Source organism: Roseobacter weihaiensis (assembly GCF_020622345.1).
In the GTDB taxonomy this organism is placed as follows: Bacteria; Pseudomonadota; Alphaproteobacteria; order Rhodobacterales; family Rhodobacteraceae; genus Roseobacter; species Roseobacter weihaiensis.
In genome coordinates this window covers 375,544-398,672 of sequence record NZ_JACNMO010000001.1, presented here as the reverse complement: position 1 = coordinate 398,672, position 23,129 = coordinate 375,544, and the positions used below count along the sequence as shown (strand labels likewise).

Here is a 23,129-nt window from a genome sequence, read left to right as displayed (position 1 = left end):
ATGCAGCTGCCTCGGTCGCATCATTAGTTAGATTTTTGAGGGTTTGCACAACCGGCCCGCCATTTACGCAGACTTCTCAGATCATTGATAACAGTTTCTTGGCGGCCTCCTCAGAAGACGCCGGGTTCTGGCCGGTGACGAGCTTTCCGTCGACAGTGACGAACGATGCCCAATCATCACCTTTTTCGTAGACCCCTCCGTTTTCTTTGAGCATGTCCTCCACCAAAAACGGGACGACATCCGTGAGGCCAACTCCGTCTTCTTCGCTGTTGGTGAACCCCGTCACCGTTTTGCCTGCAACCAAGGGCTGCCCGTCGCTGCCCTTCGGATGCTTGAAAATGGCGGGTGCGTGGCAGACTGCACCAATTGGCCGGTCGTCCTTCGCGAACGCTTGCAACAGATTGATGCTGTCTTGATCCTCGGCCAAATCCCACATCGGCCCATGACCACCAGGATAAAATACCGCGTCGTATTCTGACTCTTTTATTTTCGACAAGATATGAGTCTCAGACAGGATTTTTTGTGCGGCCTCATCGCCCCTGAAGCGCTCAGTCGCAGCAGTCTGGGCGTCGGCAGTATCGCTGCTTGGGTCAAGCGGAGGTTGGCCACCTTTCGGTGATGCAAGCGTGATCTCAGCACCTGCGTCCTGCAGGACATAATACGGCGCAGCAAACTCCTCGAGCCAGAAGCCAGTTTTCTTGCCCGTATCGCCTAGTTCATCATGCGATGTGAGCACCATGAGAATTTTCATCTGTTGTTCCTTCTTTTGTTCGTTGAATGGATGTGTGCGGCCTGAACATGAGCCCCTGGTGAGCGCCTTCCGTCGACCGCAGAATCTATTTTTGATGTGCCGTGGCGTACCGTCGCCCGCAGGCGCACGTCACCTAAAGCACGCGAAGGGGCGGTTTGTGCTTCACAATGCTCCAAAACCTGTCTGAGATTAGTGAATGCCTCCGCATCCACTCGGCTAAGGATGGTATCCATGGAGAAGGTCGACGAGGTCTTTGCAGACCATCTCTGCCCACCCGTCGTTACAGATGGACGAAGGATCAAATCGCTCACAAGTTGAGAAAGCTTAGGTGTGGGATTGGGTCGTTCGCGTCCGTAGCATCATACAATGATAAGGAAAAATCATGTCTCTCTCATTGAGAACACAAAATACTCGTTTCATGACTGGGCTGCTGGCCTCTGCTGCAACTGCTCTGGTGATGGCTACATCAGCACAGGCCGACGGCCATACCGCTGCATTCATGGATCTTGAGTTCGACAAAACTCAAAACCTGAATGCGTCCGAGCTCATCGGTGCGCGCGTCTATGCCTCGGAGGCAGACATCTCAAACGAACCTCTGGCTGCCGACGGAGAAAAGGAGTGGGACGACATTGGCGAGATTGATGAAATCGTCTTGTCGCGTTCGGGCGATATCACCTCGGTGATCGTCGGCGTCGGTGGCTTCTTGGGCCTGGGCGAGAAATCCGTTGCCGTTGATTTGTCAGAACTGACATTTGTGTCTGACGGTGAAGATGCTGATGAGTACTTCATTGTCGTCAAAGCCAGTGCCGCCGGTGTTAAGGACGCGCCGGAGTATTTGACGAACTCTGATGCAATGGTGCGTTCTGATCGTCAGATGCTCGCTGCTCCAGCAGTCGAACGCGATGGTTACGAGGCGATGGAAGCGGAACAACTCACATCTGAGAACCTCACAGGTGCCCGCGTGTATGGCAGCAATGACGAAGATATCGGTGAAATCGACAGCCTGTTGCTGACAGATTCCGGCGAAATCGATCGTGCTGTTATTGGTGTCGGCGGATTCCTGGGTCTTGGCGAAAAAGATATCGCTGTGACGATGGAGGAACTGACAATCATGCAAAAAGACGGCGACGTCCGTGTGTATATCGACAGCACAGAAGAAGCCCTCGAAGCCCAGCCGTCGTACGAAGGCTAAGTCCCGACGCACAGTTGTTGAATGGTGTTGCTGTCGCTCAGAGATGAGCGGCAGCACACTATCGTTTTGTTGGGAGCTTAATCCGCTGAGAGGCTTCGTTCGATGTCTTCAGTGGGCGAGTTGATAAGGGTTTTCGCCGACTCCAAAGTGATTTTTTGCGTGACTTCTTGATGAAGAATTGGCCGGATCTCTCCCAATGTGTCTGGGTCCGCAACAAGAACAAGATGCTCGAATTCTTTCTTGTGGGCCTTCGCGTAGAGATACTGCGCGAGTTGTTTGGCGGAGGTTGCTTCGTCCGTCTCTTGGTTAGAGGACTCAGGTGGCCGGTTGCCCGAGGGTCCTTCATCATCAAGGTTTTGCGGAGACAGGCCACCGACGTGCTTCAGCTTTATGTCCCGTACCGTGCCATCGTTGACAAAGAACTTTGCCTCAGCCCCTGATGCGATCACGACAAAGGCTTTGGGTGGGCATATAGAAGTCGTCATATTTGGATCTCCCTGGTTGGTCTGGGTTGAGCGACACGCACACTTGCAACCCGTTTTGAGAAGCAGAAGTAGGAGGTGGTTGCTTCGTTGGTGTGGAACTGCAAGTACGCGAGTACAAACCGCTGGAGCAACGTTTGGCAAAAGACGCCTTGCAGCGAGCCATAAGGCTAGAAGAGCCTATTTGGACTTCGATTTCTTTTGGCTTTGATCCTCATTGATTTCAGAGAGGACAGATTTGCTCTTCGTAGAAGAAGGCTGGTCTGAGGATTCTTTGCCATCCGCGTTTAGTTTGGCGAGAACTGATTTATTTTTGGCTTGTTTGTTGGATTTTGAAGTCATTGCGTCTTCCTTATTGTTCGTGAAAGAATTTTCTTTAGCGGTTCAGAGTGGTAGCTGCTTCGGTCTTCTGAAAAAGCGGCACATTAGAAATCAACGTCCATGCAGATCTGTTCCGCACATCGTGCCTATGAGTATCGAAGACCAAAGTTTCGTATGCTTCGTCGAAGATCTGTTTCACCGGTACCGATTTCCAAACTATCGAGTGGTACTCCGAGAAAACGTCCTCTCTTCGACTAGGGCGCGGGTTTGAGAAGTGCGGTTGGTTTGGTACGCTGCAAGGTGCCGGTCAAGTCAGGCGTAACCGGTTCATGCAGCGTTTTGCCCATCTTGGACCGATAATGCCCGGACGTCTGCGCTCATTTCCTAAACTCTGACAAGGTTTTCCAAGAAAAGACCCTTTTCCTAGCCAGCAAATTTGTGGACCGTCTGTTTCGCTGACCGCAGCGGTGATACGCTGCTAGCAGTGGCCGGACATCTATGAGCCTGACGGCATAAGGCACTTGCCCGAGGTCACCTCTTTTTTGATTGTGAGGGTTGGGATGGCCTACAGTTCGCTTCGGCCATTCGATGTTGAAGTAAGGGACGGGCTTCGTGTCTCCCTCCGAGATGTTGTTCCGGATGACGGCCACCTGATTGAGTTGGGGTTTGACCGTCTCTCGAAGCAATCCCGATTTTTTCGCTTTATGGCGGCAAAGAAAAGGCTGACCGGTCGTGAGATCGAGCAATTTTCTGCATTGAACACGAAAGATCATGCGGCCGTTGGTGCGCTGTGTATGCGCGCAAATAGTGCCCAACCTGTCGGGATCGCACGCTACATCCGCACGGGTACAGAAGACCACTCAGCCGAGATTGCAATTACGGTCGTCGATGCATTTCAAAACCGAGGGATCGGCACTCTGTTGCTTGGCGTTCTTGCGAAGGTCGCGCAAGCACACGGGATTACAGAATTCCTTGCGTTGGTAGCCAAAGAAAATGACGCCATGCGGCACCTTCTTCACGAACTCGGCGGTACGGATGAAACGCCGGGTGACCCAGAGGTGAACATTTCGCTAACGATTTACCAAGACCCGCAAAACTACCCGAACAACAAGGTCGGGGCTTATGTTCGCCGGGCCTATGCTCTCACCAAGCTTACAACAGTCTGAGAACTGAGATGCGCCAAACCGCAAATAACGCGCGGTTTTGCGATCTGGTTTGGGAAGACGGGCTATGGATATCTCGACTGGCAGTGGCGTTCTGAACGTCACATCATCGTCTAGCAACCGGTCGGAGCGATTAAATCTGTCCGGGCCGAGACTTGAATCATCTAGATCTGGAACTTTGCGAGGCCGCTGAGAGGTCGCGCTGCACCATAAAGTTCACTGTGTCGGCCCAATTACTATTGCAAACCCTGAAATAACATCCATATGACATCCAAGCAGATGGAGAAAAGAAATGGGTAAGGTTACACAGCTTCGCGATAAACAGCCTGAGAACGAGAAAATCACGATCAACCTAGGCTTTGTCGACTTGGGTCGGATCGACCTGTTGGTTCAGGAAGGGTTCTACTCCAATAGGAGTGACCTGATCCGCACAGCGATCCGCAATCAGCTGGAAAGTCACGGTGAGGTCGTCAGCAAATCGCTTGAACGACATACCATGGAGCTCGGTCTGCGGGATTACACAATAGCTGATCTCGAGGCGCTCCGGGATGCTGGCGAGATGCTCCATGTCAAGGTCGTGGGATTGGCACGGATTGATCCTGATGTGACGCCGGAACTCGCGCTTCAGACCATAGGGTCCATCACTGTGCTTGGCGCCCTTCAAGCCAGCACGGACATCAAACAGGCACTTGGCGACCGCATCAAGTAGGCCGCCTCACATATAACAAAGGAAATACTATGAAACTCTTCAACGTCGGCGCGACGCGCCCGGCGGCCGATACCGCTTGGGCGTCGGCAGCCAATGATCTTGTACAACGCACACTTGCGCAGCACGGCCTCGTGTCGCCGTTAGAGCAGGGCGCACAAACGCACGGAGTAAACCTGCCTTCGATCGACAGCATGTTGGCGGGTTTGTCCGGGCAAACCATACATTCTGGCTCTCCCAAGATCAGCGTTCCGGACGGCGCGATCTTCACGGACGATGTCTTCGTATGCGCATCCGGAAGTCGCCGCTATCGTCTCTATGTCCCTGCTTGCGCGAAGGAGGGCATCACAGGTGTAGTAATGATGCTGCATGGGTGCACCCAGACACCGGAAGACTTTGCCGTTGGAACGGGTATGAACGCCTTGGCCGACCGTCACGGGTTTGTGGTGATCTACCCTGCCCAATCACGGGGCGATAACGCGCAGTCCTGCTGGAACTGGTTCAGCCGGGGCGATCAGCGTCGGGGCAGGGGGGAACCTGCGATCCTGGCTGGATTGGCGCAGAAGATCTGTGCCGATTACGGTGTCACTCGCGAAGATTCCTTCGTTGCAGGTCTTTCGGCAGGCGCCGCCATGGCGGTCATCCTTGGGGAAACCTATCCGGACGTCTTTGCTGCAGTCGGCGCGCATTCCGGTCTTCCGGCAGGATCGGCCAAGGACGTGCCTTCCGCTTTTGCCGCGATGGCGGGTAATGCACTCGTTGGCCCTGATCCAGAGACGGCTAGTCACCGGGTCCGTACGATCCTGTTTCACGGATCTGTCGACCGAACGGTGCACCCCTCAAACGGTGAAGGCATCGCGCGGCGTGCACGCACGGTAGGGAGCACCCAAAGTGTTGAAACGTCCGACATGGGAGTTGCGTCCGGGCGGAGCTATACCAAGGAGATTTCCAGCGATGTCGATGGAGCCGTATCGGTCGAACATTGGACGGTCGAGGGGCAGGGCCATGCGTGGTCAGGCGGTCAGGCAGGCGGGTCATACACCGATCCAAATGGGCCCGATGCCAGCGCCGAGATGGTCCGCTTCTTCTTCGAGACTGAGAATAAGGATTTCTGAGATGACCACCATGACACTTACCTTCGATGCCGTTGATGAACCCAAACCCGGCCCGAAATGGGCAGCCCGCTGGGCACGATCCTGGCCTGATTATGAGGCGTGGTTCATCGCACGCGGCGGAGATACAGGGCCGTCCCGTGCCGACTGTCGAGCAGCGTTGAAGCACCACATGCCTGAATTGATCCCAACCTATGACAAGCTTGTTGTGATTGCAGGTGGCTCCGACCGAGCCGCGCGGTTCCTCTCCACATGGTGCCCGCCGCCTTATTTGGGTGGATGCTCTCTGGCCGCCGTTGCGGACCGAAATGATGTTCGGTTGGTGCGCAACTATGACCTCTCGCCCGAGTTGAACGAAGGGCTTCTGCTTCGCACAGAATGGACGGGTCGTGCGGTCATGGGCATGGTCGAATTTCTCTGGGGACTGTCGGATGGCATCAACGATGCGGGGCTCGGCGTTGCGCTGGCCTACGGCGGCAGATCCGAGACGGGCGAGGGCTTCGGCATCACAACGATCCTGCGCTATGTGCTGGAGACCTGTGAGACAGTTGATGCAGCATTGGCTGCATTGAAGCGCATACCGTCCCACATGGCCTACAACGTGGTCCTTGCGGATGCTGCAGGCCGAACGGCAAGCGTTGAACTCGCTCCTGGAGGCGGCGCTACGATCATGCCGCAGGCCATTGCGACCAACCACCAAAGCAAGGGCAGGGCCGCCGAACGGCCCGGTTTTACGCGAACCGTAGAGCGGCTGGCTCATCTGAAGGGTTTGCAAGCCGGCCCACGCGATCTTGGCCGTCACTTTGAAAAAGAACCTTTGCGTCAGGTTCGGTACAGCCAAGGCTTCGGAACACTCTTTACGGCGGAGTATGATCCGAAGTTGCAATCGCTTTTGCTGTCGATGAATGGCAAGCGATGGCGCCAAACCATTGATGGGTTTCGCGAAGGGCAGCACACAGCAGACTACTCACATGCAAGCGGTAGCGATGCGACTGTCAGCATGCCGATGGGAGCTGAAAGTGGAGCCGACTGGTCTGCGGGCGCAATGATCGATTGGACGCGCCTCGCGATGGACTATGCGGCAGGTCGTGGCCAGGAAATCAGCGCGTATCTTCCTGACACTTTGGTTTCCAAATCCGAGGCCGCGTAGAAGACCCTATGCTTCGGAAACCGACACCTTGACCGATTTCTCAATCAGAGAAATCGGACCGAAGCTTGATAGGAATGCAACCTCTGCAGCATCCATTCCGACGCCGATCCGGACGATCTGGGATGCCTCAGCCATACCGGTCGCGTCGATCAAATGCCAGGTGCCGTCTAAGTAGATCTCAGCGACCGCATGAAAATCCTGGGGCGTGACATGCGGGGCGTAGACGCTGGCGAACCGGGCTGGAATGGCGGATGCGCGGGCGAGCGTGATGAGGACATGGGCAAAATCCCGGCAGACGCCTTGGCGTTGGACGAAGGTGTCGATGGCCGTGGTCTGCGCGTTGCTGGAGCCAGGGACATAGGCAAAGCGCTCGAATATCCAATCGCGAATGGCAGCCACCCGCTGGCCCGCGTCCAAGTGACCAAACTCCGCTGCAACAAAACTCTGGAGTTCGTCGGAGGGACAGTACCGTGACGGCATCAGGTAGCGAACAACATCGCCGGGAAGCAGGTGAGGCGGGACCTTGTCCAATACTGAGACGTCCAAAGAGGGTCGGTCGATTTCCACCTTGGAGGTGTAGGAACATGCAAAGTTGCTGGATGTTCGAAGCAATGTCCGGCTGCCGAGGCCCGCTTCAGCTGCTGTATCCGCAACCTGCTCCGGTGAGCCAACGTCAAACGCTTCGGAGAGGACGTTCTGGTCCGCAAAACTCGGTGCGCGGATCTGGAGGATTAGGTCAACGAATTGGCTGATATCATATCCGAGCCGTACGTCGATATCGACAATCATGCCATGTCTTCCTTCTCGAAAACTCCGTCTGCCAGATCCTTGCGCAGCAGCGCAAAATTACGATTGTTCGCCTTGAAAATCAGGTCGAAGACATCGCCAAGAATGGGCACTGCGCCTACGAAGAAGTCTAATCCAGTATTTGCCGTCATACGAAGGATCGTGCGCTTGCGCGCGCCGAGACGGTGGCCCTTGTAGATGAGATAAGCTGACGGACCGAGAGATGCGAGGTCTCCTGCGCCAGGAATGAGCCCGAGAAGGGAATCCCATCCGAACCGTATGGGCGTGCCCGGTATGCGAAATCGGCTATCGAGCATCGTCGACAAGCGGTCAAGCTTGTCTATCTCGCTGGCGCAAGCCTCGCTCACTTGCGCGCGACGATATACACCGCGTGTACCAGACCCGGAATGTAGCCCAGCAATGTCAGCAGGATATTGAGCCAGAAGTGTTTTCCAAACCCCACCTGCAAAAAGACGCCAAGCGGCGGAATGATGACGGAGAGGATGATGCGGATGAGGTCCATAAGTGCTCTTTTCTGAGATATCGGCGGATTTCTCCAGCGTATCGCAGCTTGGCCAGATTAAAGCGAGGCTGCGTGTCCTAAACTGTGTTAACTTCTTATATGTCAGAAAAATACCAGAGCTGCCTCGTCAGCCGCCTGTCCAGGTTCGTGTCCCTCACTGACCACGAATGCGCCTTTATTGCAGTCATGGAAAGGGACGAGCATCCACGTAAGAAGGGTCGGCCTGTCGTCAGCGTTGGGGATCGAACGGAAGGTATCATGGTCCTGAAATCCGGGTGGGCCGTGGTCAAGTCCGACAGTTCGGACGGGCGCAGTCAGATTTTGCGCGTGTACCTGCCGGGCGAGGTGATGGGACTGGCAGAGATCGGATCATCCCATGCAAGTCATCGCGTGATGATGCAGACCGATGGTGTTATCTGCCCGTTCCCACGCAGCGGGCTCGCGCCGCTATATATCGACTATCCACGTCTAGGAGCTCTGCTGACTGCTGTTGGCAGCCTGGATCAGATCGCATTGCGCCATCACGCCAGCAGCCTGGGATCAATGGATGCGGCAGGCAAATTGAAGTTCTGGCTGCTGCAGCTTCGGTCTCGTCTCGCGGTTGCGAATATTGGCCTCGGCAACCGATTTCAGGTGCCATTCAGTCAAGTCGAGATCGGACAAGCCGTTGGTCTCACGTCGATCTACGTCAACAAACTCTTGCGCAGATTTGTCGAGAATGACGAGATCGAGATTGAACGCCCCTATGTTCGCCTGCTCAAACGGGATGAATGGGAGAAAGACTGTGAATTCGTCAACGCGTTCCTCGACATGGACACGTCGTGGTTTCCACCCGCGGTTGGGACGGAAACCACCGGGAGTCCAGATTTGGCCAGATCGGCTTGATGGTCAGGTCACAGCGCTTTTGTTAATCCCGCCTGTCGCCAGCGCCGTCATAGTGCGGTCGCCATCGTACGACGCATCAAGACAGGCTTTCAGCGCAGACAGATCATTGTCCAGCTCGAGGCGGTCCGCAAATGCCGCCAGACAGCCATATCCCGCAATCGCGTAATGAGTCAGCCGCTGATATTGCGTGATGATCATCGCGTCTTTGGTTGCATCTTCGCCGAAGGTTTCTTCGATGGCGTGGGCGCGGGCCTCTTTGACCAGGCCCTCCATTCCCTTGCAATGCTCACCGGAGGGGCTTTCGTCGTGGCCCTCTGAAATCTTCTCAATTGCGGTGATGCCATCCTGAATGCCATCCGCGCCCGCGCGAAGGGCGTCGGCCAAGTCAGTATTGGTTGCGGCCTCAGCCATCTCATTAGTGATGTCCAATGCCTGCTTGTTGGCGCTGTAGAGATCCTTAAGTTGCTCAAGATAGAGGTCTTCCAGCGTGTCGATGCTCATGTGGCGTCCTTTCAAGATGAGCCTCTACGCTAACTGTAATTGAACCTCACAACAGACACGACGTGCTCTGCACAGCTTCCGATTGGGCAAATGCTAAACCAGATTAGCGTCTGCGACCCTCGGGGAGCCAAACAATTACGTAAGCTGTCCTGAACGGGAATGCTTTTGATCATTCCCTGAAAGAGGAGTCCCCAATGCACAACGTTTTTTATCTCATCGGACTGATCGTGGTCGTCATGGCCGTCATCAATCTCGCCTTTTGAATCTGAATTGGAGAATGACATGACGACCCAAAATACACCCGATCCGAAACCATCCCAGTCTGCCGCAACTCAGGCCAAAGAAACGGCCAGCGACGTGACAGAGCAAGCTAAGTCCGCTGCACGTGATGTTGCACAAAACGCGGCGTCTGCCGCAAAAGACCAAGCGGAGACCGCAAAGTCGTCAGTCGCTGACGAGATGTCTGGCGTGGCCTCCGCATTGCGCACCGCCGCCGAAGAGATGCGCAGTGGCTCACCACAAGAACGCACGTTTGGCCAGATCGCAGAGGGGCTTGCAGACGCGTCAGAGGCCATGCGCGACAGGGATCTGAGCGAGATGGTGCAGGACGTCAGCGCCTTTGCCCGTAAGAACCCGCTTGTCTTCCTTGGGGGTGCTGCCCTGATCGGCTTTGCAGCCACGCGCTTTGCCAAGGCGTCCAACACACCAAACCAACAGACCACGCTTCACACACCCGGAGTTGAGCGACATGGAGATTTCTCATGAACGATGAAAATACCAACAAAAGTGCGGGCAACCTGCTGACAGACGCCATGAGCAATGTCAGCGGTCTCGTGCGCAGCGAGGTCGATCTAGCCCGCGCCGAAATCAGCGAGAACGTCACCAAGGCCGGCGTAGCCGTTGGCCTGATCGCGGGTGCCGCAATTATCGCGTTGGTTGCTTTGAACGTTTTGGCCGCCGCCCTCGTGGCCGCCTTGACCGAGGCAGGGCTCGATGCTGGCTGGTCTGCGCTGATCGTTGGCGCCGGTCTCTCAGTTATTGCATTCGTCTTAATCAACAAGGGCGTCAATGACCTCAAACTCTCAAGCCTTGCACCGACGCGGACCGTCAAGAATGTCCAGCGCGATGCCGCAGCCGTGAAGGAAGCCTACGATGACAAATGAGTCCCGGAGCCCAAAAGAGATCGAACGCGAGATTGAAGAGCAGCGGTCGGACCTGACTTCCAATCTGGAAGATTTGCAAGACAAATTCTCGATCGATACGGTTGTCCGTCAGATCGGTGATCAGTTTCGAGAACACGGTGGCGACATGGGTCGCTCTATCTCCAATCAAGTAAAAGCCAACCCGATCCCGTTGGCGCTGACCGGTATAGGCCTGGCGTGGTTGATGTTCGGCAATTCACAGCAACCGCAGAAGCGTCGTCACGTTTCCGACGACTATGATGACGACCGCTACAGTGCGACGGAGCGTGAATTCCGCCGTAGTCGTGAAAGTCGCGGTCTGCCATACACGCCACCGACTACCTACGATGCAGACCGTTCCGCCGCACAACCATCCTGGGCTCGTGGCGATGATGATGACAGCCCCTCAGTGGTTGATCATTTGTCGAGCGGTGCTGGAGCTGTGAAGGACAAAGCGGCAGTTAGCGCGCAAACGGCGAAAGATGGGTTGGCAAATGCTGGTTCCACAGTTGGCGATGCCGCGTCGTCGGTCAAGTCGGCAGTTGGCGATGTCACGCAGTCTGCAAAACAAGGTTTGTCGAGCGCGGGGAACCGTATCGCCGAGGGCACCGAAACTTTGACCGAAGAAGGCCGGAAACGTGTCATCGCAGCACGGCAGAAAGCCGTCGAGATGCGCCGTTCTGCCGCGCGGTCGATGTCCCAAGGGACCGATGCGGCTGCTGATTTCTACGACCAACAGCCATTGGTAGTGGGCGCGCTCGCACTTGCCGTTGGTGCGGCCTTGGGTGGCGCGCTGCCGCGCACCAAAGCCGAAGACGATTTGATGGGCGCTCAAAGCGACGACCTGTTTGATCAGGCTGAACGCATCTTCGAGGAAGAAAAGGCAAAGGCGCTGTCTGTGGTTGATACCGTGAAGGAAGAAGTCAAAGACATCGCATCCGAGACCAAAGCCGATCTCGACAGTGGTGCGCCGGGTGACAAATCTGCCGTTGGGGCGATTGGCGACAAGGCCAAGAACGCAGCGGAACGAGTTGCTGACAAGGCGAAGTCAGAGGCGCAACACAAGGACTTGGGCAAGCCCAAGACCTGAGCGCATAAGGAGAGGGCCATTCGGCCCTTATCCGTTTCCAAATCCGAGGTTCTGCCATGTCACGCGGACGCGCCGCCGAGACCCCCACAGAGATTCCGGCACTCGGCTGGAAGGACATCGCCTTTCGGGTGAAGGATGAGGTAGCGGCGGACCGCGTGGGTCTGATTGCGGCCGGCGTCGCCTTTTACGGACTTTTGGCGCTCTTTCCTGCGATCACGGCCCTTATAGCGATCAGCGGGTTGCTGGTCGAACCGAGCCAGATGGTTGATCAAATGGAAAAGCTGTCGGGGATCGTTCCTGACGAAGTGATCGACATTGTCACGAAGCAAGCGACCGAGGTCGCTGGGTCACGCGAGGGTGGTCTTGGCCTTGCAGCGATCGTTGGTATTTTGATCGCGCTCTATTCTGCATCAAAAGGAATGGCGAGCCTGATCGAGGGCCTGAATGTCACCTACGATGAAGAGGAGACGCGCAGCTTTGTCTGGCTCAAAGTCGTGACCTTTGCTTTGACACTCTTTTTGATGTTGGGCCTCCTGATCGCCCTTATGGCAACGCTTGGTCTGCCCGCGATACTAGTAGTCTTTGATTTCGGGGCGCCCATAGAGACCGTCATGACTGCAGGACTTTGGGTCGGATTGCTCTGCTTGACCGTTTTTGGTCTCTCCGTCCTTTACCGCTATGCGCCCTCTCGCGACGAACCGGAATGGAAGTGGGCCTCACCCGGTGCCATTGTTGCCTGCATCATCTGGGTGATAGCATCCGCAGGCTTTGCTTTTTACGTCAGCAACTTCGGTTCCTACAACGAAAGCTTTGGAACACTGGGTGGCGTAGTCGTTTTGTTGATGTGGTTTTGGATTTCCGCGTTTATCATACTGCTGGGTGCCGAGTTGAACGCCGAGATGGAGGCGCAAACGCGCACCGACACAACGAAAGGCTTTGATCAACCCATGGGATCGCGCGGCGCCGTCAAGGCCGATACACTAGGCGACGCTGCAAAATCATGATGATGAAGTCACCAACATGTTGAATTGGGTGTTTTGGGCTGTCGCCCTTTGCGTTGTCATCACCACGCTCTTACCATTGACCAACAGCGTCACGTGGTGGGTCCGCATGTGGGACTTTCCACGCGTTCACATCGCGGGGGTGGCGCTGTTGGCCCTCTTTGTCAGTCTGCCCTTCACAGTCTCCCTGAAGCCGCTGCTTTCTACGGTCTTTGTTGCTGTTACAGTCTATCAAGGACTGCAGATCTTTCCCTATACACCGCTGGCGCAGACGGAGATCGACATCGCGCCCGCGCCCTCTCCAGACGAGGAAATGACCCTGCTGTCAGTGAATGTCCTGATGGAAAACGAGCGACATGATGATCTGATCGCCATCTTGCAGCGCGAAAACCCGGATGTCTTGCTGCTCATGGAAACCGATGAAGCCTGGAACACTGCCCTGTCCAATTTGCTAAGTCGGTATCCGACTGTCGAGGCCCATATTGCCGACGACCATTACGGGCTGATCTTTGCTACGCGGCTCCAAACGGCACGCGTCGAGATGCTTTGGCCTGCTGGTGATGACACACCTGCCATCCGAGCGGTGCTCACGTCTGCTAGCGGCGTCGACTTCAACTTCATCGGCCTGCATCCGCGCCCTCCCGTGCCAGGCAATACAACCGAGGTGCGCGACAAGCAGATCAAAGACGCCGCCCTGATGACCCAGTCATCTGAGCGGCCGACTGTGGTGATGGGTGACTTTAACGATGTCGCCTGGTCCTGGACCACAAAACGGTTCAAGGACTACGGCGATCTTCTTGAGCCTCGTGTCGGACGTGGCATGATCTCCAGTTTTCACGCGGACTATCCCGTCATGCGCTTGCCGATCGATCAGATTTTTATGACCAAGGACGTGGGGCTAGTCTCGTTCCGCAGATTGGAGAACTTCGGCTCGGATCACTTCCCCATGGCGACGACTGTGTTTGTTGCGCAAGACAAACGAGCAGACAATGCAGACTGAAACCGAACACAGCGAACCCGTGACGGACAAGCGTTCAAAGCCGCTGGAAATCGCGATCATCGGTATCTTCTGCATCCTGCTTTTGCAGGCGCTGGTTTGGGCAAGTGATTTCCTGATCCCTGTGACGGCTGCATGTCTGGGATATTTTGTGCTGAACAGACCTCGCAGACTCTTGGCAAAGATCGGGATCCCACCAGTGGCGTCGGCTACCCTCTTCACAGCGATATTGACGGCGCTCATCGTGGTCTTGCTTGTTCAGCTCAGCGCGCCAGCGGCGCAATTCATCGAAGACCTTCCGTCGCTGATGGATGAGATCAAGCAAAAGCTTTCTGCAGCGGGCGGAACACTGGAGGCCATCAACGACGCGACCGTTGCTGCAGAGGAAATCATCGACGGTCAGGACGCAGAAACTGTAGAAGTCGAAGTTGTCTCAAACACCGGGATCGCAGCGACGCTGTTCAGCATGGCTCCGGGGTTCCTGAGCCGAATTCTCTTCGCCCTTATCCTGATCTTTTTCCTGATCGCCTCCGGAGACATGTTCCTGACCAAGACGGTGCAGAGCTTCGAGCGTTTTGCTGACAAGCGGCGTGCCGTTGAGGTGGTGCATTCAATAGAGGACCGTTTGGGCTATTATCTCGGAGGTATTGCGGTCATCAACGCGGGCCTTGGCGTGGCCGTAGGTATCGCGATGCATCTTTGGGGCTTGCCAAGCGCTGTGATCTTCGGGTTCATGGCATTCGGGCTCAACTTCGTACCATTCCTCGGGGGCCTCATGGGGGCCACCATCGCCGCGGCAGTCGCATTTGTGAGCCTTGATGGAACTTGGGCTGCGGCGGGCGTTTTCGCCACCTACATCGTGCTTACATCCGTTGAAGGCCAGTTCATCACACCGGTCGTGATTTCGCGCAGAATGCGCCTGAACACTCCGGTCCTCTTCCTCTTTGTCGCGTTTTTTGCGTGGATCTGGTCAATCATCGGCATGATTGTTGCTTTGCCGATACTGATCGTTCTCAAGATCGCTTGTGACGAGACTCAATCATTGCAGACACTTGCGCGGTTTTTAGGTGATTTTGACGAGAATTCACCATCCCGTTCCCGGAAAGCTTAGTCAGCTGAAAGTTCGGACTGCCAGCTGATCGCTGGCTATGGTTTTCGCCGGATCAGCCGCGCCACAAAGATCAGCAGACATGCACCTACTGCCGCAACAATCAACTGTCCGATCCAACCGCCGAGCGTCGTGCCAAATACGGCGATCAGCAGCCAGTTCAAAACCAGTGCACCGACGATGCCCAGTAAGATGTTCATCAGCAGACTCTGATCAGATTTCATGATGTTCTCGGCGATCCAACCCGCCAGCGCACCGATTATCAGTGCACCAATCCATCCTACTCCGGCCATTTTATCATTCCTTGTTCAATTTTGTGAGGTTTGTGCGAGCGGCATCGCTGTGCTCGTACTAATCAAAGAGCTGCCACCGGAGGGACGCCGGCGGCAGCGGAACTCGTTAAAACACTGGAGCGATACGGGTCGTTGCCCGTATCAATCAGGGGTGCAATCGAGACTGAGCAGTTCCGCCATGCGCAGGCGGGGGTCGAGAACACGCACTTCATTATCATTGTACTCGGGCCCGGACTCCTGAACCGACAACGATGTCGATCCTGGAAGCCGCTTTCAGCCTAGCAGCAATTACCGAATGGGCGGGTGCATAGACACTAATCTCTGACAAGTTTTTCGGTGTTTGCAGCAGGCACTACCAACCTCCTTTAATCCTCGAGATCGACCCCGCGCAGCAGCGTTTGATCTAGATGACCCCCGTGTAGAACGGACACATCTCCGGTGGTCTCTAAAATTACGGCCCGTACAGAAGTCATTTCGAGCGCATTGGCTTCGCGCAGTTTCGCGATGAGGTCGCCTTCGGCAACACGGGTTTTGCGAAGTGCGTCGTGAAGAATTTTGCCATCCCGCATCAGCAGGACAGGAGCGTTCTGGAATGCGCTGTCCAAACGATCTGACCTCTGACGCGCATATGCGACACCGAACTGAATCGCAAAGAGTGCAGCCATTGCCGTCATCGTTTGCACGAGATCGACCCATTTGCCGGTTTGAGCTGCACCAGCCAGCAGCGACCCCATCGCCACCGTCATGACGAAGTCGAAGTTGGTCATCTTCGAAAAAGATCGCAATCCCACGATGCGCACGAGCAGAATGATCCAGCCGAGGCCAAGAGCGCACAGAAGGAAGCCTTTGGCAATGGCGTCTGCCATAGCGTGATCGAGGATCATGAGGCTATTCTTATATCTCTTGCGCGCGGATGTGATCCGCGTCGCGAGCAACCGAGATCAGCATCCAACTGAACGACGTAACCCAGACCATAGTGATCACGCCTAAACCCCGTTCGAAGGCGCCGTCGTATTCGGTGGGTAAGAGGAAAAAGACTGGTGCGCCGACGATCCAGAGCGCCGCGCAACAGTAGCTGATCACACCATATCGCCGCGCGATGCCCGAGAGGCCGCGCGCCATCGAGAGAAACAGAACAGCAAAAAGCAAACCCAGTACATATACAACGTAGATGTGGATCACGATACCTTCGCTATCGTTGTCACCATATTCGTTGCGTGCTCCGATCACTACGACACACATGGCGAGCAAGGCGAGGCACGCAATACCAACATTCCACCGCGTGCCGTCGAGATGAAGATGGGCCGCCGCGATTGCACAAGCGATCAGCGATGCTGCGTATCCGTAGAGAGCAACATCTTGGATAATCTCATATCGGCCGGCAGCTAGGTCGCTGACTGTGTCTGCCACCCAGTCGTGGTCGGGCACGACGATGCTGCCAACGACATTGCCAAGCAGCAGGCACAGAGTGCCTATCCCAGCGATCCAAGCCGCTGCATTGAGCAAGTGCTTATCAGGTTGGTGATCATCGATCTGCATAGCAGGGATTCCCTTTCGCTCATTTACGCGACAGGAAAAGAGATTCAAGCTCCGCAAGGCGCGATTTGGCAGATATTCGCTCGGAAAGACCTTATCCTCTTTCAAGGCTAGCACAGGTCTGGCGAACTGACTGAGCGATCTCGCTAATCTGGAATAGTTTTTCGAACCCTGGGGTCGCAGTATTCGTCGAGATGGTCACGGTAACGTCGAGCGGTGCTAATGATGCCCGCTACCGAGAGACCATCCGAGACAACCAGGCTGCCCGCGTCGCGCAACATTTCGTCTATGTCACAGAACATGCTATAGGCTGCGGCGAGTGGGGATAAAATTATGGCTGCGCCGGACCTTTTCGAAACGCGCACTTGGCGTGCAACACCCGATCTCTTGGGGTTCGTGAACCAAGAAGGACGTTTTGTTGAGACCAATCCGGCGTGGCAAGCCGTGTTGGGGTGGAGCGTAGAAGAAATCCGTTCGAAGGTTTTCACCGATTTTCTGCACCCTGATGACATGGCGCCGACCCTCAAGGTCTTCGAAGCAATGCAACGTGGCGAACCGGCATTGCATTTCGAAAATAGATACCACTGCAAGGATGGGTCATATCGCTGGCTCTCTTGGGTCGCCGCAGAGGAAGGGGACATGTTCTTCTGCTCGGCTCGCGACATAACGGATGACAAAGCCTATGTCCGCGCTTTGCGAACCAGCGATGACGAAGCGCTTTTACGGGAACAATTTATTGCCATTCTCGGGCACGACCTGCGCAACCCTCTGGCTGCCATCGGATCAGCGGTACGCATCGCTTCTCGCGAACCCCACAGTGAAAAAATCAAACAGATGCTCTCATCAATCCAGAGCAGCGCAGACAGGATGGCCAAGCTCATCGACGTCACCATGGATTTTGCGCGGGCGCGGCTTGGTGAAGGTCTTTCGGCAGCACTTGAACCAACTGACGATCTGTCCAAACGCTTCGAGCTCGTGGTGGAAGAAATCAGGCTAGCGCATCCGGATCGCGTCATCGAGTTCAAGGCTGAAATCACTAAGCCAATTCTATGTGACGCAGAACGTCTGTGCCAGATGTTGTCCAATTTACTAGGCAATGCGGTCACTCATGGATCGCGACGCCGCCCCATTGAGGTCGAAGCTCTTTTCACCGAGGATGTTTTTGAACTCTCCGTCGCGAACGCTGGCTCGAAAATCCCGGACAACGTTTTGCCCACTTTGTTCGAGCCTTTTTCCAGAGGAGGGGATGACAGTTCACTTCAGGGGCTGGGGCTCGGTCTCTACATCAGTAATCAGATCGCGAAGGCCCACGGCAGCACTTTGGAAGTCGAATCCACGGAAGATCGTACCTGGTTTTGTTTCAAGTTGGAGATTTAATGATTGAAGCAAGTTAACCTTGGGCATCTTCGTCGTCTCAATGGCAGATGTCAGCAAAGCGTTTCTATCCTATTCTTGAGGTTGAAGAGCGTACTATTCGAATAGACTGCGTCTAATTTTTCGAAGTTCATTGGACAGTCTTACTCAAGGGCTTTGTTAAGTAGTGCTTATGCTTCTAGGTTATCGTCTCCACGACTTACGAGTCCACAGAGCGAGCAGGGCGGCAGTAACGATAATGGGACCCATTATAAGACTGCCAGTCGCGGCACCAAGCACAGAAAGCGATTGCTACGTCCCGCGCGATCGTTCAATGGTCATTACCGGTGCAACGCCATCCCAAATCATTGGAGGCTTTGGCGGTTGCGCACAGACCTCCCACAATTGCAAAACACCATATGAAGTGCTGCGGGAAAGCTATGATCCAATGGTGAGGTCCCCCGCGTGGTCGACAGCGCCACACCCTACCGGACGTCCACCTATGCGCTTTTTTGCCGACACAGCCATAGGTAGTATATTATTCTCGCATTCTCTCAAAAAATGTCTACACTGATCTGGGAGGATTGCAGTCTGTCTATGCCTTTTCAAGTGATTTTTCGACTTCAAGATCGAGTGGCTTCAGCATCTGTTTTGGTTGAATTGTTCTAACGTAGATTTCTTATAGAGTGCTATCCAGACCAAGATAATAAGAAAGCACATAAATGAATTTGAAGTGGCCAATTCCAGAGTCGTAAGGATTGTAGCATGCAGATGGCATCAGTTCGTGAAAACCTATTTCGAGTCGAGTTAATAAGGGAACTGGGGTCACCGCAATCACAGACTTGGATGACGGAAAACCTTTCCCACTACGAACAGATATTTGCAGTAACAACGCCAACTGTCGATGCGATCTACGGCTCGCAGATAAAAAAACTTCTGGGTTTGGCAGGCGTGCCACTGGATTGGCACGTTCTAGCCAGTGGGGAGTCTTCGAAGACGATGGATGCCGTTATGAACCTTTGCCAAACAACAAAAGATGCAGGGGTCACGAGGTGCAGTGCGCTAGTGGCTGTCGGCGGTGGGGTGTGCATGGATATTGCGTCATTTACTGCATCTATGCTTCGTCGTGGTATCGCACACGTTCGTATTCCCACAACTCTCATCGGCCAAATTGATGCTGGCATCGGGCTTAAGGGAGGCGTGAACTTTGGGTGTGCAAAGAACTATCTAGGATGCTTTTATCCACCTGCGGCTGTCGCGGTTTTCCCGGAATTCCTCAAAACTTTGGACCGGGGCGAGATTGAGCAGGGAGTGGCCGAGATGATAAAGGTCGCGATTACTTCTGATCCTGAGCTATTTGAATTAATTGAAGAAACGGGAGGTTCGAGCTTCCGAGAGATACTCAATAACGGTGGAAGTACTTCTCATGATCCGATTGCGAAGGCCATTGCGGCTATGATGTGCGAGTTGGAGCAAAACCCTTATGAGACTAAAGGTTACGAGCGTGCCGTCGACTTCGGTCATACAATAGCCCATCCGCTCGAAGCCGCGTCAAATTTTAGCGTGCGTCACGGAGATGCAGTTGCGATCGACATGGCTTTTTCGTGCCGATTAGCTTGGCGGCTCGGCCTGTTGGATGAAAGTACTATGACCCGGATATTACGGATCTTGATGTCGGTTAACTTACCTGTCTGGCACGATCTGCTCGATCCTAACTTCGTTAGAAACGCGCTGAAGGATGCGGCTAATCACCGTGGAGGTATGGTGAATATGGTTCTGCCTGTTGCTATTGGCCAATACTCATTCCTAAAAACATCCAATGAAATAAGTGATGCTGATCTCGTCGACACGCTTGCTTGGCTGCGTCAAACACAAAAGCTTAAAAGGTGAACATACTACTAGATCATACTAACACACACTTTGACAGGCGACGAGCTACAAGCTACGGACATGATCCTAAGCTGTTAGCTTCGGGCGATTGGTAGGTATGTCCGAGGTACTTCTTATAACGGGAGGCACAGCTCCTTTGGAAGGTCGGGTCCGCATCGAGGGTTCGAAAAATGCCGCTCTGCCGATCGTTGCCGCCTCTTGTCTCATACCCGGTGATATCCGTCTGCGGAACGTGCCCAATATTCGAGATATCAGGGACCAGTTTAGGCTGATGAATGAAGCAGGTTGGCATAGCAGAGTTTTTGGTGATGAGGTGCGCTTGACCCTGGGTCATCAGATGCCAACCGCTTTGCCGAGATCAATTTTGCTGAGGATGCGCGGCTCTATTTATGCCTTAGTTGTGCATCTTATTCGTTCTGGGTACATCAATTTTCCGGGCGTTGGCGGTGATGTGATAGCTGGACGGTCATTGGAACCGCATATTCGGGCCTTCGCAGGGCTCGGTTTCTCTGTAAGTCAGTCCCGAGAAGGTATAAAAATCAGTGGCGAGAATCCACGGTGCGGAGAATTCCGGCTTGACGACAAGATTGCAGGTGTAACTGCCAGCGCAACGGCACTAATGTTGTCGGCGGTTGCCGAAGGTCGAAGTGTCATTCACGGTGTAAGCCGTGAGCCAGAAGTCCTTGAAGTGGCGCGCTTTCTTAAAGCCTGCAACGCGAAAATTAGCTGGGACAAGAGTACTGCGATTGTTGAAGGGCCAATAACCACAAAACCTTCGTCCTGGGCACTACCAACCGACCGTGTTGTTTGGGGTACTTTTGCGGCGGCCATCGCCGCCACAGGCGGGCGAGGAGTACTCCCCACACTAAAAACTGATGAAGCGGAAAGCATAGTTTCAGTGTTTGACGATTGCGGAGTTTCAGTTTCCCATGATGCTGATGGCGTGACGGTGTCGGGCCGACCGACCCGACCGCTTCGCTTGGAGACCGGCATATTTCCCCGGTTTCCTTCTGACTTAGCACCTCAAATGACCGCCCTGATGGCTGTAGCTCCGGGCACCTCAACGCTTATTGAAAACGTCTACCCGCATAGGTTTGACCATATAAGGCAACTTGTGCGCAGCGGACTGAACGCCGTGGTTGACGGACCCAAGGTTTCGGTCCTAGGTGGATCTCTACAACCTGGCGTATGGAGTGGTTCTGGCATCCGTGAGAGTGCCTCGCTGTTGCTTTGCGGCCTTTTGCCGAGAGGACCTAGTAGATTACAGCAAATCTCATCGATCGCGCGAGGATATGAGAACCTCGTCGAACGCTTGGTACAATTAGGTGGCCAGATCGAAATCATAGACGAAGGCGCGCCGACTGCATAAATTGGGCAATACCGTTGAACTAGTGTGGGTCAAAAAGAGGAAGAAATGATCAAATGCCAAAGCGAGTAGACTGCTACAGTTCCTCTCTTTTGGAGGCTATTGAGGAACTGTCGGCCATCGCACAAATTGGGCTAACCTATGGAAGGGATCAATTCGATTTGGATCGCTACATGCGAGTCCGTGAGTTAGCTGCAGACTTGATGTCGGCACTTGGCGCTGGCGCTAAAGTAGATATTCTGGATTGGCTGTCCGCTGACGAGCATTATAAGACTCCGAAACTAGACGTTCGAGCGGTAGTTCGCCGAGGTGAAACCATATTGCTGGTCCAGGAAAGGGAAGATAATCGGTGGACCCTGCCGGGCGGTTGGTGTGATATCGGCGAAGCACCTGGAGAAGCCGTTGCAAAGGAAGTGAGCGAGGAAACAGGATTGGAGGTTGTACCCGACCGACTGCTGGCTTTGTTCGACAAACGAAAACATGACTATCCATTTCAGATTCCGCACGCATATAAAGCTTTCTTTTCTTGTACGGAGATAGGAGGCAAACAGTTGTTGGAAACGCAAGAAACATGTGCCATTCAGTTTTTTCCCCTGGATGACCTTCCAGATCTTTCGACCCATCGCGTTACGGTTTCGCAACTACTCGAAGTAGTTAGGATCGCGCGAGATCCGACGGCACCGACCGCATTTGACTAGGTGTTTGATCCCACGGTTTGATGGTGCGATCCATTCGATGGAATGGAAGTAAGCATTATGGGACAAGTTCGTCATGGCAGCGCCACGACCACGCACGCCGTCAGAGCAGCAATACAGCGACCGCAAGCTTTGATCGCGGAGTTAAGCCGCGAGCTTGGGATAAATCCCAAGACGGTCGCAAAGTGGCGCAAGCGACAGACCCGTTGAAGATCAGAAGACTGGGCCAAAGGAGCCGTGCTCAACGGTTCTCAGCGCCGAAGAGGAAGCCATCAGTGTTGCCTTCCGTCGCTATACTCTGCTCCCGCTCGACGACTGTCTTTATGCGTTGCAGCCGACCATTCCGGATCTGACGCGCTCTACTCTGCATAGATGTTTGCAGCGACATGGCATCTCACGTCTGCCAAATATGGACGGCGACCAGCCCAAGAAGCAGCGCTTCAAGCGCTATCCGGTCGGGTTCTTTCACATCGATATTGCCGAGGTCAGGACGGCAGAGGGCAAGCTCTTTCCCTTTGTGGCGATTGACCGGACCAGCAAGTTCGCGGTGGCGCAGTTGGTAGATAAGGCGGACCGCAAGACAGCCTAGGAGTTCCTGGAACGTCTCCTCGAAGCCGTTCCCTACCGCATCCACATGATCCTGACATATGATGGCATCCAATTCGCAGATCAGCCGAGAAACCGAAGCACCGCCTACTGCCGGCAGATGCGCTTCGACATAATCTGCGAGGCCAACGGGATCGAGCATCGGCTGACCAAACCGAACCATCGCTGGACCAACAGCCATTTGAGCGCATGAACCGCACGATTAAGGATGCCACGGTGAAACGGTACCACTACGACAGTCACGAACAGTTACACAGTCACCTCGCTGACTTCTTGGATGCGTACAACTTTGCTCGTCGGCTGAAGACCTTGAGCGGCCTCACGTCTTACGAATACATCTGCAAAATCTGGACATCAGAGCCAGATCGTTTCATCCTGAATCCGGTCCACCAGATGCCGGAACTAAACAGTATCGATGGTGGACACTATCAGCGCACTCTT

25 protein-coding genes and 2 pseudogenes are annotated in these 23,129 nt (G+C 54.5%); 17 read left to right on the top strand and 10 right to left on the bottom strand.

Translation table 11 applies throughout. The features are described from left to right. Positions 1-76: 76 nt before the first annotated feature. Positions 77-751: a type 1 glutamine amidotransferase domain-containing protein gene (locus H7847_RS02075; protein ID WP_227267710.1), complete on the bottom strand. Its 675-nt coding sequence runs from the start codon at positions 749-751 to the stop codon at positions 77-79. A 382-nt stretch (positions 752-1,133) separates the two neighbouring features. Here H7847_RS02075 and H7847_RS02070 point away from each other — a divergent pair, with 382 nt between their 5' ends. Then, a complete protein-coding gene (locus H7847_RS02070; protein ID WP_227267709.1) occupies positions 1,134-1,943 on the top strand; it encodes a PRC-barrel domain-containing protein in 810 nt (269 codons plus the stop codon). A 77-nt stretch (positions 1,944-2,020) separates the two neighbouring features. Here H7847_RS02070 and H7847_RS02065 read toward each other — a convergent pair whose 3' ends face one another. Next, positions 2,021-2,428, bottom strand: a complete 408-nt coding sequence (locus H7847_RS02065; protein WP_227267708.1) for a host attachment family protein — start codon at positions 2,426-2,428, stop codon at positions 2,021-2,023. A 373-nt stretch (positions 2,429-2,801) separates the two neighbouring features. Further along, positions 2,802-2,990: pseudogene (locus H7847_RS27075) on the bottom strand (CreA family protein); the annotation flags it as partial. Between the two features lie 316 nt (positions 2,991-3,306). Here H7847_RS27075 and H7847_RS02055 point away from each other — a divergent pair. From H7847_RS02055 to H7847_RS02040, 4 genes are all read left to right on the top strand, one after another. Further along, a complete protein-coding gene (locus H7847_RS02055) occupies positions 3,307-3,912 on the top strand; it encodes a GNAT family N-acetyltransferase (protein ID WP_227267707.1) in 606 nt (201 codons plus the stop codon). Between the two features lie 289 nt (positions 3,913-4,201). Beyond that, a complete protein-coding gene (locus H7847_RS02050) occupies positions 4,202-4,618 on the top strand; it encodes a CopG family transcriptional regulator (RefSeq protein WP_227267706.1) in 417 nt (138 codons plus the stop codon). 29 nt (positions 4,619-4,647) lie between these two features. Then, positions 4,648-5,730 carry an extracellular catalytic domain type 1 short-chain-length polyhydroxyalkanoate depolymerase gene (locus H7847_RS02045; protein WP_227267705.1) on the top strand — a complete coding sequence of 361 codons (1,083 nt, stop codon included), beginning with the start codon at positions 4,648-4,650 and terminating at the stop codon, positions 5,728-5,730. A gap of 1 nt (position 5,731) precedes the next feature. Beyond that, on the top strand, positions 5,732-6,877 hold the full coding sequence (locus H7847_RS02040) for a C45 family autoproteolytic acyltransferase/hydolase (RefSeq protein ID WP_227267704.1): 1,146 nt from the start codon (positions 5,732-5,734) through the stop codon (positions 6,875-6,877). 6 nt (positions 6,878-6,883) lie between these two features. On the opposite strand, the gene H7847_RS02035 is transcribed toward H7847_RS02040, so the two are convergent. From H7847_RS02035 to H7847_RS02025, 3 genes are read right to left on the bottom strand one after another with little or no spacing between them, the layout of a single operon-like run. Then, positions 6,884-7,666: a transglutaminase-like domain-containing protein gene (locus H7847_RS02035; RefSeq protein ID WP_227267703.1), complete on the bottom strand. Its 783-nt coding sequence runs from the start codon at positions 7,664-7,666 to the stop codon at positions 6,884-6,886. Beyond that, positions 7,663-8,031, bottom strand: coding sequence for a DUF4112 domain-containing protein (locus H7847_RS02030; RefSeq protein ID WP_227267702.1), 369 nt, complete (start codon positions 8,029-8,031; stop codon positions 7,663-7,665). Before H7847_RS02030 ends, H7847_RS02035 begins: the two co-directional genes overlap by 4 nt. Further along, positions 8,028-8,186, bottom strand: coding sequence for a YqaE/Pmp3 family membrane protein (locus H7847_RS02025; RefSeq protein WP_204417449.1), 159 nt, complete (start codon positions 8,184-8,186; stop codon positions 8,028-8,030). The genes H7847_RS02030 and H7847_RS02025 overlap by 4 nt, the downstream gene beginning before the upstream one ends. A 99-nt stretch (positions 8,187-8,285) precedes the next feature. Here H7847_RS02025 and H7847_RS02020 point away from each other — a divergent pair, with 99 nt between their 5' ends. Continuing rightward, positions 8,286-9,071, top strand: a complete 786-nt coding sequence (locus H7847_RS02020; RefSeq protein ID WP_319799734.1) for a Crp/Fnr family transcriptional regulator — start codon at positions 8,286-8,288, stop codon at positions 9,069-9,071. A gap of 3 nt (positions 9,072-9,074) precedes the next feature. Here the strand turns inward: H7847_RS02020 and H7847_RS02015 are convergent, their stop codons facing one another. Further along, positions 9,075-9,572 carry a ferritin-like domain-containing protein gene (locus H7847_RS02015; RefSeq protein WP_227267701.1) on the bottom strand — a complete coding sequence of 166 codons (498 nt, stop codon included), beginning with the start codon at positions 9,570-9,572 and terminating at the stop codon, positions 9,075-9,077. A gap of 282 nt (positions 9,573-9,854) precedes the next feature. Between H7847_RS02015 and H7847_RS02010 the strand changes: the two genes are divergently transcribed. The 6 genes from H7847_RS02010 to H7847_RS01985 all read left to right on the top strand — a co-directional run bounded on the left by H7847_RS02010 (position 9,855) and on the right by H7847_RS01985 (position 14,952). Further along, complete coding sequence (locus H7847_RS02010) at positions 9,855-10,337, top strand: hypothetical protein (RefSeq protein WP_227267700.1); 483 nt, start codon at positions 9,855-9,857, stop codon at positions 10,335-10,337. Continuing rightward, positions 10,334-10,735: a phage holin family protein gene (locus H7847_RS02005; RefSeq protein WP_227267699.1), complete on the top strand. Its 402-nt coding sequence runs from the start codon at positions 10,334-10,336 to the stop codon at positions 10,733-10,735. Before H7847_RS02010 ends, H7847_RS02005 begins: the two co-directional genes overlap by 4 nt. After that, positions 10,725-11,843 carry a DUF3618 domain-containing protein gene (locus H7847_RS02000; protein ID WP_227267698.1) on the top strand — a complete coding sequence of 373 codons (1,119 nt, stop codon included), beginning with the start codon at positions 10,725-10,727 and terminating at the stop codon, positions 11,841-11,843. The genes H7847_RS02005 and H7847_RS02000 overlap by 11 nt, the downstream gene beginning before the upstream one ends. A gap of 56 nt (positions 11,844-11,899) precedes the next feature. Next, positions 11,900-12,847: a YihY/virulence factor BrkB family protein gene (locus H7847_RS01995; protein ID WP_227267697.1), complete on the top strand. Its 948-nt coding sequence runs from the start codon at positions 11,900-11,902 to the stop codon at positions 12,845-12,847. Positions 12,848-12,986: 139 nt separating this feature from the next. Beyond that, positions 12,987-13,844, top strand: coding sequence for an endonuclease/exonuclease/phosphatase family protein (locus H7847_RS01990; protein WP_227267696.1), 858 nt, complete (start codon positions 12,987-12,989; stop codon positions 13,842-13,844). Beyond that, a complete protein-coding gene (locus tag H7847_RS01985; RefSeq protein ID WP_227267695.1) occupies positions 13,834-14,952 on the top strand; it encodes an AI-2E family transporter in 1,119 nt (372 codons plus the stop codon). Before H7847_RS01990 ends, H7847_RS01985 begins: the two co-directional genes overlap by 11 nt. A gap of 35 nt (positions 14,953-14,987) precedes the next feature. On the opposite strand, the gene H7847_RS01980 is transcribed toward H7847_RS01985, so the two are convergent. From H7847_RS01980 to H7847_RS01970, 3 genes are all read right to left on the bottom strand, one after another. Beyond that, on the bottom strand, positions 14,988-15,242 hold the full coding sequence (locus tag H7847_RS01980; protein WP_227267694.1) for a GlsB/YeaQ/YmgE family stress response membrane protein: 255 nt from the start codon (positions 15,240-15,242) through the stop codon (positions 14,988-14,990). Positions 15,243-15,607: 365 nt separating this feature from the next. Beyond that, positions 15,608-16,126 carry a DUF421 domain-containing protein gene (locus tag H7847_RS01975; RefSeq protein WP_227267693.1) on the bottom strand — a complete coding sequence of 173 codons (519 nt, stop codon included), beginning with the start codon at positions 16,124-16,126 and terminating at the stop codon, positions 15,608-15,610. A gap of 10 nt (positions 16,127-16,136) precedes the next feature. Beyond that, complete coding sequence (locus H7847_RS01970) at positions 16,137-16,781, bottom strand: DUF998 domain-containing protein (RefSeq protein ID WP_227267692.1); 645 nt, start codon at positions 16,779-16,781, stop codon at positions 16,137-16,139. Between the two features lie 330 nt (positions 16,782-17,111). Between H7847_RS01970 and H7847_RS01965 the strand changes: the two genes are divergently transcribed. From H7847_RS01965 to H7847_RS01945, 5 genes and pseudogenes are all read left to right on the top strand, one after another. Next, positions 17,112-18,155 (top strand): PAS domain-containing sensor histidine kinase, encoded by a 1,044-nt coding sequence (locus tag H7847_RS01965; RefSeq protein ID WP_227267691.1) that lies wholly within the window; start codon positions 17,112-17,114, stop codon positions 18,153-18,155. A gap of 741 nt (positions 18,156-18,896) precedes the next feature. Continuing rightward, a complete protein-coding gene (locus H7847_RS01960) occupies positions 18,897-20,021 on the top strand; it encodes a sedoheptulose 7-phosphate cyclase (RefSeq protein WP_227267690.1) in 1,125 nt (374 codons plus the stop codon). Between the two features lie 97 nt (positions 20,022-20,118). Then, positions 20,119-21,390 carry a UDP-N-acetylglucosamine 1-carboxyvinyltransferase gene (locus H7847_RS01955; RefSeq protein WP_227267689.1) on the top strand — a complete coding sequence of 424 codons (1,272 nt, stop codon included), beginning with the start codon at positions 20,119-20,121 and terminating at the stop codon, positions 21,388-21,390. 53 nt (positions 21,391-21,443) lie between these two features. Next, positions 21,444-22,085 (top strand): NUDIX hydrolase, encoded by a 642-nt coding sequence (locus H7847_RS01950; protein WP_227267688.1) that lies wholly within the window; start codon positions 21,444-21,446, stop codon positions 22,083-22,085. Between the two features lie 57 nt (positions 22,086-22,142). Next, positions 22,143-23,087: pseudogene (locus H7847_RS01945) on the top strand (IS481 family transposase); the annotation flags it as partial. Between the last annotated feature and the right edge of the window lie 42 nt (positions 23,088-23,129).